14 protein-coding genes are annotated in these 14,973 nt (G+C 75.0%); 2 read left to right on the top strand and 12 right to left on the bottom strand.

Translation table 11 applies throughout. The features are described from left to right. Together ACI78S_RS06295 and ACI78S_RS06290 are read right to left on the bottom strand one after the other, a co-directional pair. Entirely contained in the window at positions 1–660 is a 660-nt protein-coding gene (locus ACI78S_RS06295) for a response regulator transcription factor (protein ID WP_456971376.1), read from the bottom strand. After that, positions 657–1,799 carry a sensor histidine kinase gene (locus tag ACI78S_RS06290; protein ID WP_456971375.1) on the bottom strand — a complete coding sequence of 381 codons (1,143 nt, stop codon included), beginning with the start codon at positions 1,797–1,799 and terminating at the stop codon, positions 657–659. Before ACI78S_RS06290 ends, ACI78S_RS06295 begins: the two co-directional genes overlap by 4 nt. Before the next feature lie 187 nt (positions 1,800–1,986). Here ACI78S_RS06290 and ACI78S_RS06285 point away from each other — a divergent pair, with 187 nt between their 5' ends. Then, positions 1,987–2,862: an ABC transporter ATP-binding protein gene (locus ACI78S_RS06285; RefSeq protein ID WP_456971374.1), complete on the top strand. Its 876-nt coding sequence runs from the start codon at positions 1,987–1,989 to the stop codon at positions 2,860–2,862. 56 nt (positions 2,863–2,918) lie between these two features. Then, positions 2,919–3,695: a hypothetical protein gene (locus ACI78S_RS06280; RefSeq protein ID WP_456971373.1), complete on the top strand. Its 777-nt coding sequence runs from the start codon at positions 2,919–2,921 to the stop codon at positions 3,693–3,695. 63 nt (positions 3,696–3,758) lie between these two features. Here the strand turns inward: ACI78S_RS06280 and ACI78S_RS06275 are convergent, their stop codons facing one another. The 10 genes from ACI78S_RS06275 to ACI78S_RS06230 form a co-directional block, all read right to left on the bottom strand. Further along, entirely contained in the window at positions 3,759–5,432 is a 1,674-nt protein-coding gene (locus ACI78S_RS06275; protein WP_456971372.1) for a Na+/H+ antiporter, read from the bottom strand. Positions 5,433–5,501: 69 nt separating this feature from the next. Beyond that, the gene (locus ACI78S_RS06270) at positions 5,502–5,948 is read right to left on the bottom strand and encodes a VOC family protein (RefSeq protein ID WP_456971371.1); all 447 of its coding nucleotides are present in this window, start codon (positions 5,946–5,948) and stop codon (positions 5,502–5,504) included. A 10-nt stretch (positions 5,949–5,958) separates the two neighbouring features. Further along, the gene (locus ACI78S_RS06265; RefSeq protein WP_456971370.1) at positions 5,959–6,651 is read right to left on the bottom strand and encodes a TcmI family type II polyketide cyclase; all 693 of its coding nucleotides are present in this window, start codon (positions 6,649–6,651) and stop codon (positions 5,959–5,961) included. After that, the gene (locus ACI78S_RS06260; RefSeq protein WP_456971369.1) at positions 6,648–7,985 is read right to left on the bottom strand and encodes a cytochrome P450 family protein; all 1,338 of its coding nucleotides are present in this window, start codon (positions 7,983–7,985) and stop codon (positions 6,648–6,650) included. The genes ACI78S_RS06265 and ACI78S_RS06260 overlap by 4 nt, the downstream gene beginning before the upstream one ends. A gap of 27 nt (positions 7,986–8,012) precedes the next feature. Continuing rightward, positions 8,013–10,526 (bottom strand): FAD-dependent monooxygenase, encoded by a 2,514-nt coding sequence (locus ACI78S_RS06255; RefSeq protein WP_456971368.1) that lies wholly within the window; start codon positions 10,524–10,526, stop codon positions 8,013–8,015. Next, the gene (locus tag ACI78S_RS06250) at positions 10,523–11,758 is read right to left on the bottom strand and encodes a beta-ketoacyl synthase N-terminal-like domain-containing protein (RefSeq protein WP_456971367.1); all 1,236 of its coding nucleotides are present in this window, start codon (positions 11,756–11,758) and stop codon (positions 10,523–10,525) included. The genes ACI78S_RS06255 and ACI78S_RS06250 overlap by 4 nt, the downstream gene beginning before the upstream one ends. After that, positions 11,755–13,047 carry a beta-ketoacyl-[acyl-carrier-protein] synthase family protein gene (locus tag ACI78S_RS06245; RefSeq protein ID WP_456971366.1) on the bottom strand — a complete coding sequence of 431 codons (1,293 nt, stop codon included), beginning with the start codon at positions 13,045–13,047 and terminating at the stop codon, positions 11,755–11,757. The genes ACI78S_RS06250 and ACI78S_RS06245 overlap by 4 nt, the downstream gene beginning before the upstream one ends. Further along, complete coding sequence (locus ACI78S_RS06240; protein WP_456971365.1) at positions 13,044–13,466, bottom strand: cupin domain-containing protein; 423 nt, start codon at positions 13,464–13,466, stop codon at positions 13,044–13,046. Before ACI78S_RS06240 ends, ACI78S_RS06245 begins: the two co-directional genes overlap by 4 nt. Then, positions 13,463–14,485, bottom strand: coding sequence for an ACP S-malonyltransferase (locus tag ACI78S_RS06235; RefSeq protein ID WP_456971364.1), 1,023 nt, complete (start codon positions 14,483–14,485; stop codon positions 13,463–13,465). The genes ACI78S_RS06240 and ACI78S_RS06235 overlap by 4 nt, the downstream gene beginning before the upstream one ends. Next, on the bottom strand, positions 14,482–14,973 hold the full coding sequence (locus ACI78S_RS06230; protein ID WP_456971363.1) for an SRPBCC family protein: 492 nt from the start codon (positions 14,971–14,973) through the stop codon (positions 14,482–14,484). The genes ACI78S_RS06235 and ACI78S_RS06230 overlap by 4 nt, the downstream gene beginning before the upstream one ends.

Genomic DNA, 14,973 nt, shown 5'->3' with positions numbered 1-14,973 from the left:
TCAGCTCTCGAGCAGCCCGGCCTCGTGGGCGAGGATCGCCGCCTGCGTGCGGTTGGCCAGGTCCAGCTTGGTCAGCAGGCGGGAGACGTAGGTCTTCACCGTCGCCTCGCTGACGTAGAGCTTGCGGGCGAGCTCGGCGTTGGAGTCGCCGCTGCCCAGCAGCTGCAGCACCTCGCGCTCGCGCTCGGACAGGCCCGCCACCCTGCGCAGGGCCTCGGCGCGCCGCGGGGCGGCCCGGCGGTCGACGTAGGACTCGATGAGCGCCGCGGTCACGGCGGGGGAGAGCGTCGCGGTCCCGTCGGCGACCGCCCGAACGGCCGCGGCGATCTCGCGCGGCGGGGTGTCCTTGAGGAGGAACCCGGCCGCGCCCGCGGCCAGCGCCGCGTACACGTACTCGTCGACGTGGAAGGTCGTGAGGACGGCCACCTGCGGCGGGTCGGGCAGCGCGAGGATCTGCTTGGTCGCCGTCAGCCCGTCCGTGCCGGGCATGCGGATGTCGGTGAGGACGACGTCGGGCCGCAGCTCGCGCGCGGCGGCCACCCCTGCCGCGCCGTCCCCGGCCTCGCCGACGACCTCGAAGTCCCCGGCCGCCTCGAGCACCGTGCGCAGCCCGAAGCGGACCAGCTCCTCGTCGTCCACCAGGAGCACCCTGATCGTCACGTCGGCAGCACCGCCTCCACGGCGAAGCCGCCGTCCAGCCTCGGTTCGGCGGTCAGCCGGCCGCCCAGGGTGCGCACCCGCTCACCCAACCCCACCAGACCGTAGCCGCCGCTCGGGGCGCCGTCCGCCGGCGTCTCCGGCGGGCCGTTGACCACCCGGATCGACAGCGCGTCGGCTCCCCGGTCGACGGTGACCGTGACCGGCGCCCCGGGGGCGTGCTTGCCGGCGTTGGTCAGCGCCTCCTGCACGATCCGGTAGGCGGCCCGCCCCACCACGGGGTCGACCGGCGCCTCGGGCGGGCTCGTGAGCTCCACCGGGACCCCGGCCGCGCGGGCCTCGTCGACCAGCCGCGGCAGGTCGGGCAGCCCGGGCTGCGGGCCGAGGGGGGCGGCCTCGTCCACCTCGCCGGCGCGCAGGACGCCGACCATCTGCCGCAGCTCGTCGAGCGCCTGCCGGCCGGCGGCCTGCACCTGCCCGGCCAGCTGCTCCACCCGGTCGCGGTCGCCGGCGGCCATCTCGATCGCGCCGGCCTGCAGCACCATGAGGCTCACCCGGTGGCCGACGGCGTCGTGCATCTCCCGGGCGATGCGGGTCCGCTCGGTGAGGACGGCGTCGCGGGCCAGCAGCTCCCGCTCCGCCTCGGCCCGCTCGGCGCGGTCGCGCAGCGCCTCGAGCAGGAGGGCGCGGGTGCGCTGCCAGATGCCCAGGGCGCCGGGCAGGACGACGGCGATCGCCGTCCCGCCGATGGCGCCGACGGCCTCGTTCGCCGTCCCGATGGTCCACGGCTGGACGATCACCAGACCGCCGACGAGCGCCGCCCCGACGCGCAGCGGCCAGCGGCCGACGTACCGGCCGACGGCGTAGGACGTGAGCAGGAGCCCGGCGGTCAGCGCCGGGGTGACCACGCTCAGGACGGCGCTCACCGCGAACGGGACCAGCGGCGCGCGCCGCCGGAACAGGAACAGCGTGAGGGCCTGCAGCACGCCGAGCGCGATCAGCGGGATGTCGGGCAGCAGCTGCTGGGGCTCGGGGGTGACCGCGCCCAGGACCACCGTCGCCTGGGCCAGCAGCGCGATGAACCCGTCGAACCAGATGCTGCGCGCGCGCAGACCCGGCCACAGGCGCGCCCGGATCCCCATGCGACGGAGCGTAGGTCGGCGCGGGCGGGCGGCGGATCGCCCGGGAGTGGACCACCCCCGTCAACTTTCGGATGAGCGCGTCGGACCGTAGGTGGACCCGGATCTCCTGCCGTCGGCCGACGCGGCGAGGGGGCCGTTCCCGGCAGATTTCTCGCCGGCAGAACGACGAACCCCCACGGAGGATCCGATGATCACGGTCAGCGGCCTGACCAAGCAGTACGGCACCCGGACCGTCGTCGACGACGTGTCCTTCGCCCTGGAGCCCGGCACGGTGACCGGCTTCCTCGGCCCGAACGGCGCCGGCAAGACGACGACGATGCGGATGATGACCGGCCTGGTGCCGGCGACGTCGGGCACCGCGCTGGTCGACGGCAGGCCCTACGCCGACCTGCCCAACCCCGGCGCCGTCATGGGCACGCTGCTCGACGCCTCCGCCGTCCACCCCGGCCGGTCCGGCCGGACCCACCTGCGGCTGCTGGCCGACACGATCGGCGTCCCCGCCCGGCGGGTCGACGAGGTGCTCGAGCTGGTCGGGCTGGCCGACGCCGCCCGGCGCCGCGTCGGTGGCTACTCCCTCGGCATGCGGCAGCGGCTGGGCATCGCCGGGGCGCTGCTGGCCGACCCGCCGGTGCTGGTGTTCGACGAGCCGGCCAACGGCCTGGACCCCGAGGGCATCCGCTGGATGCGCGACCTGCTGCGCGGCCACGCCGCGCGCGGCGGCACGGTGCTGCTCTCGTCGCACCTGCTCGGCGAGGTCGAGCACACGGTCGACCGGCTGCTGGTCATCGGCTCCGGCCGGATCGTCGCCGACGGCCCGGTGGCGTCGCTGCTCGGCTCGGACGGGACGTCGGTGCGCGCCACCGACGCCGCCGCGCTCGCCCGCGCGCTGCGGGCGGCCGGCCTCGAGGTCCGGGACGGCGGCGACGGCGCGCTGGTCGTGCCCGGGGCCGAGCCCGCCGCCGTCGGCCAGGTGGCCGCCACCGCCGGCATCGCGCTGACCGACCTGCGGCCGCTCACGCGCGGCCTCGAGGACCTGTTCTTCCAGCTCACGGCGGCGGCGTGATGACGACCCCGCCCGCCGACCACCCGCCCTTCACCCCCGTCCAGGAGGAACCCGACATGACCGCCACCCTCGAGCGCCGCGCCGCCGCCGTCGCTCCCGCCCCCGCCCGTCCGCCCGTGCGCCGGACCGGTCCGTCGCTGCCGAAGCTGGTCGGCATCGAGATGCACAAGTCGCTGTCCACCCGCTCGGGCAAGGCGCTGGCCGTCGCCGCGACGGTGCTCGGGCCGGCCGCCGTCACCCTCGTCGCCGCCGCCAGCTCCGAGGAGCTGGGCTCGGTGACCGGGCCGATCGCGGTGATGGGCCTGCTCACCGGCTACCTGCTGATCACCCTCGGCGTGCTGTCGACGGCCGGGGAGTGGAGCCACAAGACCGTCCAGACGACCTACCTGCTGGTCCCGCACCGCGGCCGGGTGCTGGCCGCCAAGGCCGCCGCCGTCGGCCTGCTCGGCGCGGCCTTCGCCGCGGTGTCGACGGCGCTGGTCGTCGGCGCCCTGGCCGTGACCGAGAGCGGCATCTCGTGGGACGGCGCGGGCCGGGCCATGGGGGTCGCCGTGGCCGCGGGCGCCGCCTTCGCGGTGGCCGGCGCCGGTGCGGGTGCCGCCTTCGCCAACACCCCGGCGGGGCTGACCTCGATGTACCTGGTGCTGCTCGGCGTCATCCCGATCGTGTCGAGCTTCAAGCCGGAGATCGCCGAGAAGATCGACCCGGCCAACTCCGTGCTCAACCTGGCGCAGGGCACCGAGCAGACGCAGTCGATCGCGATCATCGTCGCCTGGGTCGTCGTCCCCGCGGTGGCCGGCTGGGTCCTCACCCACCGCCGCGCCGTCCAGTGACCGCCTGACCCCCACCCCGCCGAGGCCCTCCCGATCCGATCGGGAGGGCCTCGACGCGGGAGGTCACCCGGTCGGCCGGGCCGGGAGCAGGTTCTCCTGGTGGTCGAGCTCGCGCTCCAGCACCCGCAGGCTGGAGTCGGGCAGCCGGCCGACGTCCCGCAGCCGCAGCAGCTCCTCCCGCTCGGCCTCCAGCACCGACCGCGAGATCCGCACCGCCGACTCGTACTGCGGGTTGTGGGGGATGTCCACCTCCGCGTTCTCCAGCACGTCCAGCCGGCCCCGGTAGCGCGCCAGCCGGTGCTCCAGCTGGTCGCGCAGCGCCCGGATCGCCCGGTCGTCGGTGGCGTCGTGGCGCTCCCGCTCGAGCTCGTCGAGCCGCCGCAGCCCGGCCTCCACCGCCGCGATCCGGCCCCGGTTGCGCAGCCGTGCCTGGTCGGCCGCGTTCGCCCGCAGCCCCATCCGGCGCACCAGGGGCGCGAACGTCGCCCCCTGGCCGACCAGCGTCACCAGCACGACGAGCAGCGCGCAGAACTGCAGCAGCTCCCGGTCGGGGAACGGCTCGCCGGCGTCGGTCAGCCGCGGCAGCGTGAAGATGGCGGCGAGGCTGATCACCCCTCGGGTCCCGGCCCAGCTCAGCGCGACCAGCTCGCGGCCGGTCAGGCGCTCCTCGGCGTGCCTCCCCCGCGCCCCCGGCTGCTCCTCCTCGACCGACTCGTCCTCCCCCGCGCCGCCGAGCCGCATGTGCAGCGAGCGCGGCAGGACCTGGGTGAGCACCAGCCACAGCGGCCGCAGCAGCAGGACGACGCCCACGCTGACCACCGACGCGATCACGATCGTCGACGTCTCGTACGCCGCCAGCCCCTCGAGGAGCACGGGCAGCTGCTGGCCGATCAGCAGGAAGACGAAGCCCTCGAGCAGGAAGTCGACCAGCCGCCAGACGGCGTTGACCTGCAGCCGGCTCACGCCCGACACGAACCGCGAGCTGTCGTGCCCGATCACCAGCCCGGCGACCACCACGGCGAGGACGCCGGAGACGTGCAGCTCCTCGCCGAGCAGGTAGGCGGCGAAGGGCGTGGCGAGCGAGATCGCCGTCAAGGACATCGGGTCGGTGCGCCAGCGCCGCAGCCAGCGGACGGCGTAGGCGACGACCAGCCCCACCACCACCCCGCCGGCCGCGGCGAGCAGGAACTGGCCCACCGCCGCCCAGGTGGAGAATCCCTCACCGGTGGCCGCGGCCACCGCGACCGTGAGGATCGTCAGCGCCGTCGCGTCGTTGAGCAGCCCCTCGCCCTGGATCAGCGTGATCAGCCGCGGCGGCAGGCCGACCCGCCGTCCCACCGCGAGCGCGGCCACCGGGTCGGGCGGGGCGACGGCGGCGCCGAGCGCGACCCCGGCGGCGAACGTCGCCCCGGCGACGAACAGGCTGAATCCCCAGCCGACCACCAGCGCGGTCGCCAGGACGAGCGAGACCGACAGGCTGACGACGGTCCGCAGGTTGCGCCTGATCCCGAGCAGCGACGAGTCCAGCGCCGCGCTGTAGAGCAGGGGCGGGATGACCAGCGTCAGCACCAGGTGCGGCTCGAGCTCGACGTTCGGCCCCGGCAGGAACGCGTACACGATGCCGGCGACCGTGAGCAGCGCGGCCTCGGGCAGCCCCGTCCTCTCCGCCACCCAGTGCAGGACGACGACCACGGCGACCGCGGCCAGGACGAACAGCAGGACGGCCTCGATCTCCACCCGTCCATCCTCGCGGGCGCCGCGGCGAGGGGCCTCCGGACCCCGGAGGCCCCTCGGGCGGGAGCGGGCTCAGCCGACGGCGGCCGGCTCCTCTGCCTGGACCGGCTCCCGCGAGGCGGCCAGCTTCTCCAGGTAGTGCGGGTTGTGGATGATCCCCAGCACGTTGCCGAACGGGTCGACCAGCGACCCGGTGAGCACCGGTCCGTGCGGGGTCACCGGCTGGTACTCCCGGGCACCCATCGCCAGCAGCCGCGCCCAGGTCTCCTCGAAGTCGTCCACCTGCCAGTGCAGCACCGCGCCGCCCGGCCCACCGGAGGCCGCCGGGTCGAAGGAGCGGTGGGCGATGGCGAGCTCGGCGTCGTGGTCGCCGGTGCGGAACTTGGCGTAGGCCAGGCCGCCGCCCGGACCGGGCCGGGTGAAGTACGGCTCCACGCCGAGGACCCGCGCGTACCAGGTCACGGCCGCGGTGACGTCGTCGGCCCAGAAGGTGAGCGTCGAGAATCCCCTCAGGTTCACGTCGGTCGCCTCAGCCCTCGGGGTGCCAGTCGTCGGCCCGCCAGCGGTAGAACGGCTCGGCCACCGAGTCCCGCGGGCTCTGCCAGGTCTCCGGGCGGTACGGGCTCAGGTACGGGCCGAGCTCCTCCATGATCCGGGCGAAGGCCGGCCGGTGGGACTCGTGGTTCTCGCGGACGGCGGCCGCCGTGACCGGGTCCTGCTCGAGCAGGTGCACCATCACGTCGTCGATCGAGTAGAGCCAGCGCCCGGTCACCCCGGTCTCGACCGGCAGCGGACCGGCGTCGGAGTCGGTGAACACCCGGGCGATGTCCTCCTCGGCGCCCGGCTTCATGCGCTGCACGATCACGGTGAGCTCGCGCTCCTCCGGGACGTCGCCCTCGGGCAGCCACCGGTAGAACTCCTTGGCCACCGAGTGCGACGGGTTCTCCCAGTAGCTCGGGTAGGGCGTCACGTACGGCGCGATCTGCTCGGCGATCTGCTGGAACGCCGGCAGCCCGCGGCGCTGGCCGGAGATCGCCGGGTCCTCCTTGCGCTCGATGACGTGGAGGTAGAGGTCCTCGTACGAGAGCAGGATCCGGCCGATGACGCCGAGGTCCTGCGGCCGGGTGATCTGGTCGAAGTGCCCGAAGATCGGGCCCACCTTGTCCTCGCTGCCGGGGACCATGTGGCAGACGATCACGTTGCGGAACGGTCGGAAGGTCACGGCGTGACCTCCTTTCGGTCGGAGGGTGCAGGGCGGCCCCTCTGCAGGTCCCCGCCGCGAGCCTGCGAGTGGTGGGGGGCAGAGGGGTCCTTCTCGAAGCGCAGTGGCAGCTCCAGCAGGCCTCGGAAGGCCGACGCGGCCGGCAGCCACTGCAGCTCCTCCACGGGGACGTCGAGCCGGAGGTCGGGCAGGCGGACGAGGACGCGCCGCAGCGCCGTCGTCGCCTCCATGCGGGCCAGCGCGGTGCCCAGGCAGTAGTGGATGCCGTGGCCGAACGACATGTGGGGGACGTCGCCCCGCGTGATGTCGAGCCGGTCAGGGTCGGCCACCAGGGCCGGGTCGTGGTTGGCCGCGCTGAGCACGACCGTGACGATCGAGCCGGCCGGGACGGGCACCCCGCCGATCTCCATGTCCTCGGTGGCGAAGCGGAAGCTCGAGACGGGCACCGAGCCGTCGAAGCGCAGCAACTCCTCGACGGCGGCGGGGAGGCGCTCGGGCTCGCGGCGCAGCAGGTCGAGCTGGTCGGGGTTGGTCAGCAGGGCCACCACGGCGTTGCCGAGGAAGTCCGAGGTGGTCTGGTAGCCGGCGAACAGCAGGAGGAACGAGGTCGAGACCAGCTCGGCCTCCGACAGCCGGCCCTGCTCGTCGCGCGCGGCGATGAGCGAGCTCACCAGGTCCTGCCCGGGCTCCCGGCGCTTGGCCGCGACCAGGCCGGTGAAGTAGGCGTGCAGCCGCTGCTGGGCCTCGCCGATCGCCGCCCGGTCCTCCTGCGGGCTGCGCCCGCCGGTGCCGACGGTGCGGATGACCTGCGTCCCGCTGAGGATCTGCTCGTGGTCCTCCGGGGGGATGCCCAGCAGGTCGCCGATCACGGCCAGCGGCAGCCGCAGGGCGAAGTCGTCGATGAAGTCGGTCCGCCCGAGCGGCGCGATCCGGTCGAGCAGGCCCTCGACGATCTCCTCCACCCGCGGCCGCATCGCCTCGATCCGACGCGGCGTGAACGCCTGGGTCACCAGCCGCCGCAGCCGGCTGTGCTCGGGCTCGTCGGAGTTGAGCATGTTGGTGTTGATCTGCCGCGCCTTCTCGCCGAAGACCGCCAGGTAGGTGTCGCCGGCCCGGTAGAGGTCCTTGGACAGCCGCGGGTCCGACAGCGCGGCCCGGGCGTCCTCGTAGCGGGTGACCAGGAAGGAGTCGAAGCGCGGCGTGCGCACCTTGACCACCGGGCTCTCGGCGCGCAGCCGGGCGTAGACCGGGTACGGGTCGGCGCGGAACGCGGGCGTGTAGATCTCGGCACCGGGCACGGGCTCGGTGGCGGGCCGCTCGCTGGTCAGTGACATGGGATCCCCTCGGGAGGTCGGTGTCGGTCAGGGCGCGAACACGCGCGCCAGGTGCTCCTGCAGGGCCTCCTCCACCACCGGGCGGCTGCGGAAGCCGACGTGGCCGTCGGGCCGGACGACGTAGGCGGCCGTGACGGCGTCGGCGATCCCGTACGCCTCGCGGAACGTGCCGGGGTCGCGCACGACCGGCAGGTCCACCAGCGGGGGGACGGGCGCGCCGTCGGCGGCGAGCAGGTACGGGCGCACCTGGCCGCGGCCGGCCTGGCGCAGGGAGACGGCGAGCTTCTCCAGCGCGAGCACCAGCTCCTCGGCCGCGTCCGGCCCGACGGAGAGCAGCAGGGTGGTGTGGGTGCCGCGGGTCAGGTCGAACAGCCGCAGGTCGTGGGCGATGCCGAACCGGCGCAGCCCGTGGACGTCGGGCGCCCGGTGGCCCGGCTCCGGCCCGCCGAGGAACCCGGGGGCGTCCGCGGCCTGGCCGACCAGGGGGCTGCCGGCGTAGTTCATCGTCATCTGCATCTCGAGCAGGAACTGGGCCTTCTCGTCGTCCATGTCCATCTCGTCGGTGAACGCGATGGCGACGGCCCGGTCGACGATCGCCTTGCCGGCGGGCCGGCGCTCGGCGTCGTAGCTGTCGAGCAGGCCGGGCGCGGCCTGCCCGCGGACGGCGAGGGCGAGCTTCCAGCCGAGGTTCCAGGCGTCCTGGATGCCGGTGTTCATGCCTTGGCCGCCCGCCGGCGGGTGCAGGTGCGCCGCGTCGCCGGCCACGAACACCCGGCCCACCCGGTAGCGGTCGACGATGCCGTGCTTGATCCGGAAGATCGACGACCAGCGCAGGTTGCTCGCCGTCGTCCCGGGCGGGCCGAGGTCGTCGATCGCCGCCTGCAGGTCGGCCAGCGTGGGCGGGGTGTACTCCTGCCAGAACCCGGCCGGGACGACGCCGGAGCCGATGGTCTTCTGCAGCCGCTCCGGCGCCAGCGTGGCGATCCGGTAGCGGTTGCGGCCCTTGAGCGGGACGCAGACCAGCATGCCGGTGAACTCGCCGCCCTCCTCGATCCGCACCCAGCGCAGCAGGTGCCCGGCGGGCATGTCCCAGTCCACGTCGACGTCCCCGAGCATGAACAGCTGCGGGAACATCGACAGCCCGCCGACGAACGAGAGCCCCAGGCCGGTGCGCACCGCGCTGTGCGCGCCGTCGCAGCCGACCAGGTACCGCGCGCGGGCCGCCTCGACCTCGCCGGACGGGTGCCGCAGCTGCGCGGTGACGCCCTCGTCGTCCTGCGTGAAACCGACCAGCTCCACCCCGCGCTCGACCGCCACCCCGGCCGCGCGCAGCCGGTCGGTGAGCAGCCGCTCGGTCTCGTACTGCGGCAGCCCGAGGTGGGCGTAGGGGAGCTCGTCCAGGCCCGCCCAGTCGACCTGGTGCGTCTGCCGGCCGTTGACGAACACCGTCTGGCCGTGCAGCCAGATGCCGGCGTCGACGGCGTCGGCGACGATGCCCTGGTCCTCCCAGATCTCCATGGTCCGGCAGTGGATGCCGATCGCCTTGTCGGCCTGGGTGGCCGCCTGGGCCCGCTTGTCCACCACGCGGACCGCGATGCCACGTCGGGCCAGCTCGATCGCGTGGGTGAGCCCGGCCGGGCCCGCCCCGACCACGAGCACCTCGGCGTCGGTGGACCCGGCGGGGACGAACGGCGCCGCCGGCACCGGCGGGGCGGCCGGCGCGGTCACCGCCTCCGGCTTCTCGACGAACTCCTGCACCGTCGCGCTCGGCACCGGCGCCGCCTCCGGGGCCTTCGGTGCAGAAAGCCCGGCCCCCTCCGGGGCCTTCGGTACCGAAAGCCCGGCCGCCTCCCGGGCTTTCGGTACCGAAAGCACCCGGGGGGACGACGGCGGTTCGTAGCCGGGGTCGCCGCCGACGTGGTCGGGCGGGCGGTAGCGGATCTCGAACAGCTGGCGCTCGAAGTCCACCGACAGCCAGCGCACCAGCGAGGCGGTCTGGTCGGCGTGCGAGGGGTCGTCGACCCAGTTCGTGAAGTCCTGCTCGGTCTCCCACTCGGCGAAGATGTGGTAGACGGGCGCGTCGGGCTCCTTGAGCAGCTCCTCCCGCACCAGGCCGGCGGTGCCGCGCAGCCGCTCCACGGTCTTGCGGTAGCCGAGCTCGAAGGCCTCCTCCTCGCCCGGGCCCACCACCGTCCTGATGTCCACCCGCACGCGCGGGCCGCGGTCGCCGGGCACCGTGCACACGACCTCGTAGGTGCTGCGGGAGGCGTCCTCGCGCAGGTCCCGCAGGGCGGCGGTGAGCGTCTCCCGCGCGCTGCTGCGGCCGAAGGCGTCGACCGAGGCGCGGTCGGCCCAGTCGGCGGTGATCAGGAAGGTCCGCGGGTCGTCGGCGTCGCGCACCAGTTCCTGCCGCAGGTTGCCGGGCACCCGGCTGATCTCGGCGGCGGCCCGCCGCCACGCCTCCTCGAACCGCGCCTCGCAGCCCTCCTTCGTGCGCATCCGCAGCAGGGTGCGCACGCCGCCGCCGTCCGCCGTCGTCACGCCGCCTCCTCGTACCGGCGCAGCACGAGGCTGCTGTTGAACCCGCCGAAACCGCGGGCGAGCACCACGACCGTGGCCAGGTCCTGCACGCGCGGGTGCCGCACGAGGTCGACGCCGGGGGCGTCGACGGGGTCGTCGAGGAAGGCGGTGCCGGGCACGATGCCGTCGCGCATCGCCAGCAGGGCGGTGGCGACGTCGAGCGCCGAGCCGCCGGCCATCAGCCGCCCGGTGTAGGACGACGGCGCCGTCACCGGCACCGGCGCCGACCGGCCGCCGAACACGTCGCCGATCGCGGCCAGCTCCAGCGCGTCGAGCTCCGGCGTGCCCGCCGCGTCGGCGACGACGAGGTCGACCTCGTCGGGCGTCACGCCGGCGTCGGCCAGCGAGAGCCGGATCGCCCGCGCGTACTGCACCGCGTCCGGCGCCGGCCGCTCGTGGTGGTGGGCGTCGTGGGTGGCGCCGTAGCCGGCGACCTCGCCCCACACCTTCCGGCTGCCCCGCGCCCGCGCCGCGCCCGGCTCCTCGAGCAGCAGGATCGCGCCGCCCTCGCCGATGACGTGGCCGTTGGCCCGCCGGTCGAAGGGCAGGTAGGCGTCCTCCGGCCGGGTCGCCGTCGACAGCCGGCCGCTGGTCACCTGGCAGAGCAGGGCGTAGGGGCAGATGCCGGCCTCCGTGCCGCCGACCAGCACCGCCGGGGTGCCGCGGCGAGCGACCCGCCGCGCCCAGCCGATGCTGTCCAGCCCGCCCGCGCCCTCGCTCACCACCACGCCCGACGGGCCCTTGTAGCCGTCGCGGATGGAGATCTGGCCGGTGCTCGCCGCGTAGAACCAGGCGATCGACTGGTAGGCGCCCACCGACCGGGGGCCCTTCGCCCACAGGCCCTGGATCTCGTGCTGGCTGAACTCGTTGCCGCCGGAGCCGGAGGCCAGGAACACCGAGGTGGCGTAGACGTCCTCGGGCGCCTCGTAGCCGGCGTCCTGCGCGGCCAGCGTCGCGGCGGCCAGCGACGTCCACGTCCACCGGTCGGTCTGCACCATCAGCTGCGGGGCCACGTGGTCGGCCGGCACGAAGTCGCGCACCTGGCCGGCGAGCGTGACGCCGTACTGCGCGGTGTCGAAGCCCTCGATCGGGGCGATCGCCGGCTTCTCGGCCAGCAGCGACGCCCAGTGCGCCTCGGCGCCCACCCCGGTGGGGGCGACGACGCCGACGCCGGTGACGAGCAGGCCGGTCATGGCATCCGCCGCGAGGGGTGCGCCAGCACGATCGCCGACTGGAACCCGCCGAAGCCGCTGCCGACCGAGACCGCGACGTCGACCTTCTGCTCGCGGGCGGTGACCGGCACGTAGTCGAGGTCGCACTCGGGGTCGGGGACCTCGTAGTTCGCCGTGGGCGGGACGACGCCGCGCTGCACGGCCAGCGCCGTCGCGGCGATCTCGATCGACCCGATGGCGCCGAGCGAGTGCCCGACCATCGACTTGATCGAGCTCATCGTCACCCGGCGCGCGGTCTCGCCCAGGCTGAGCTTGACCGCGGCGGTCTCGTGGCGGTCGTTCTGCTTGGTGCCGGAGCCGTGCGCGTTCACGTAGCCGACCTCGTCGGGGTCGGTGCGGCCCTGGTCGAGGGCCTGCCGGATCGCCTCGGCCATCTCGATGCCGTCGGGGCGCAGCCCGGTCATGTGGAAGGCGTTGCACCGGTTGGCGTAGCCGGTGATCTCGCAGTAGGGCTCCGCGCCGCGGCGGCGGGCGTGCTCCAGCTCCTCCAGCACCAGGACGGCGGCGCCCTCGCCCATGACGAAACCGTCGCGGCGGGCGTCGAACGGCTTGGCCGCGTGCTCGGGGTCGGCGTTGTTGCCGGTGGTGGCCCGGATGGTGTCGAAGCAGGCCATGGAGATCGGCGAGATCGGCGCGTCGCTGGCCCCCGAGATCACGATGTCGGCGTCGCCGTCCTCGATGAGCTGGGTGCCGTAGCCGACCGCGTCGATCCCCGAGGTGCAGCCGGTGGACACCACGGTGGCCGGGCCGTGGGCGCCGAACCGCACCGCGAGCTCGGTGGCGCCGCAGCTGGGCACCAGCGCGTGGTGGAGGAACCCGGAGGCGTAGCGCGGGTCGACCAGCCAGTGCGTGCCGGCGTCGCTCACCGCGACGTACTCCTGCTCCAGCCGCATCGTCGCGCCGACCGCGCTGCCCAGCGTGACGCCGACGCGGTCGGGGTCGGGCGCGTCGGCGGCGCCCGAGCCGATCCCCAGCCCGCAGTCGGCGACCGCCTCGTCGGCGGCGACCATCGCCATCTGCACGAAGCGGTCGTTGCGCAGCACCTCGTGGGCGGTGAGGCCCAGCGCGCGGCCGTCGAAGTCGACCTCGGCCGCGACCTGCGAGCGGAACCGGCTCGGGTCGAAGAAGGTGATCCGCCGGGTCGCCGTCCGCCCGGCCGTCAGCATGTCCCAGAAGCCCTCGCGGCCCATCGAGCCGGGTGCGACCACGCCGATCCCGGTGACGACGACCCGGCGCCGGTCGGCGCTCACCGGGTACCCGGCGGGAGCTCGGTGTCGACGTGCCCCAGCTCCGGCCGCGGCGCCAGCGGGCCGCACAGGAAGACGAAGAACGCCGTCGTCGGGCCGTCGTTGACGATGCGGTGGCGCACCCCGATCGGGATGTGCACCGCCGACTCGGCGACCAGCCGCCGCTCCTCGCCGTCCAGCGTGACCAGGACGTCGCCCTCGGCGCAGTAGAGGTACTCCTCCGAGTAGGGGTGCCAGTGCTCGGTGACCACCTCGCCCGGCTGGAGGGTGAGCGTCCCCATGAAGCCGGCGGTGGCGCCGACGCTCGTCGGGGACAGCAGCACCCGGATGTCCCCGCCGCGGCGGCGGTTGGGCGGGACGTCGGCCCGGTGCACCGTCGGGCCGCAGCGGACCGCGGGCGCGGCGTGCTGGATGGTCGTCATGTCTCTCCTCGGGTGGGGACCGGGCCCGCGAGGACGGGCGCCGGGCTGGCGACGGGGAAGGGCAGGTGCGGGCCGGAGACCAGGGCCACCGGGAGGTCCGGGTGCACCTGCCGGACCAGCGGGCCCAGGACCGGGACGGTGCCGACCTCGACGACGGCGGCCGCGCCGGCCTCCACGAGGGCGGCGGAGGTGCGCTCCCACAGCACGGGTGAGGTCAGGTGCGCCCGCAGGCAGGTGGCCAGCCGGTCGGGGTCGCGGGTGGGCACGGGGTCGGCGTTGGGCACGACGGCGATCGCGGGCTCGGACCACTCGAGGTCGGCCAGCGCCGTGGCCAGGTGCGCGGCCACCGGCGCCATGAGCGGGCCGTGGCACGCCGAGCGCCCCGGCAGGCGCACCATGTCCAGCCCGGCGGCGAGCACCGCCCGCCGGGCGCGGGTGAGCTCCTCGCGGGTGCCGGAGAGCACCACCTGCCGCGGACCGTCGACGCAGGCGATCGCCAGCGTGCCCGCGCTGCCGGTCTCGGCGACCAGCATCCGGGCGACGTCGCCGGCCCCCGCGCCGATCACGGCGGCCATGCCCGCGCAGGACGGCCGGGGTGAGAGGGCCAGCAGGTCGGCCCGCCAGTGCACCAGCTCGACGACCTGGTCGAGGCGCAGGGCGCCGGCCGCCACCAGGGCGCCGTACTCGCCCACCCCGTGCCCGGCCACGACGACCGGGCGCAGCCCGCGCGCGGTCAGGCTGCGGACGGCGGCCACGCCGGTGACCACCACGGCGAGGTGGGCCGCCGCGTCGTCGGACAGGTTGAGCGGGTCGCGCCACCAGTCGGCGACGTCCCGCCCGACGACCGCGGAGGCCTCCTCGAACACCGCGGCGGCCGGCTCGTCGAACCGCCAGGCGTTGGCCAGCCCGGCGAAGGCGCCGCTCTCGCCCGGCAGGACGACCGCGACCGCGCTGCCGGTCCCCCTGCCCCCGGCCACCGCGTTGCCCGAGCCCCCTCCACCGGCCACCGCGGTGCTCACGACCCCGGCTCCCGGGCCCGGGCCGCCGCCTCGACCTTGTCGCGGATGACGGCCATCTGGATCTTGCTGTTGGCGTCGATCCGCCGGGTCATCCCGGCGGTGTCGATCGGCGCCTCCGGGCGCATCCGGAAGTCCTGGACCCACCGCATCCGGGTGCCGGTGCCCTCCGGGGCGTAGGTCCACCGGATGTCCATGAACTCGAAGGGCCCCGGCTCGAGCCGGCGCGCGACGACCTCGTGCGCCGCCTCGTCGAGGGTGCGCTCGGAGACCCAGCTCCACACCCGCCCCGACTCGTCGGGGTGCATCTTGAGCCGGAAGCGGAACGTCGACCCGGTGCGGGCCAGGATCTCCACCTCGGCGTACTCGGTGAACAGCTGGGGCCAGGACTCCAGGTCGTTGGTCATGCGCCACACGTGGTCGAGGTCGGCGTCGATGAAGATCGAGTTGTCGGTGTGGCCGACCGTCCGCTGCTCGAGGGTGCTGCTCAT

It is taken from the genome of Geodermatophilus sp. SYSU D00815, from assembly GCF_054050035.1.
Note: the sequence above shows the minus strand (reverse complement) of the source record. Positions and strands in the feature narration are given on the sequence as shown.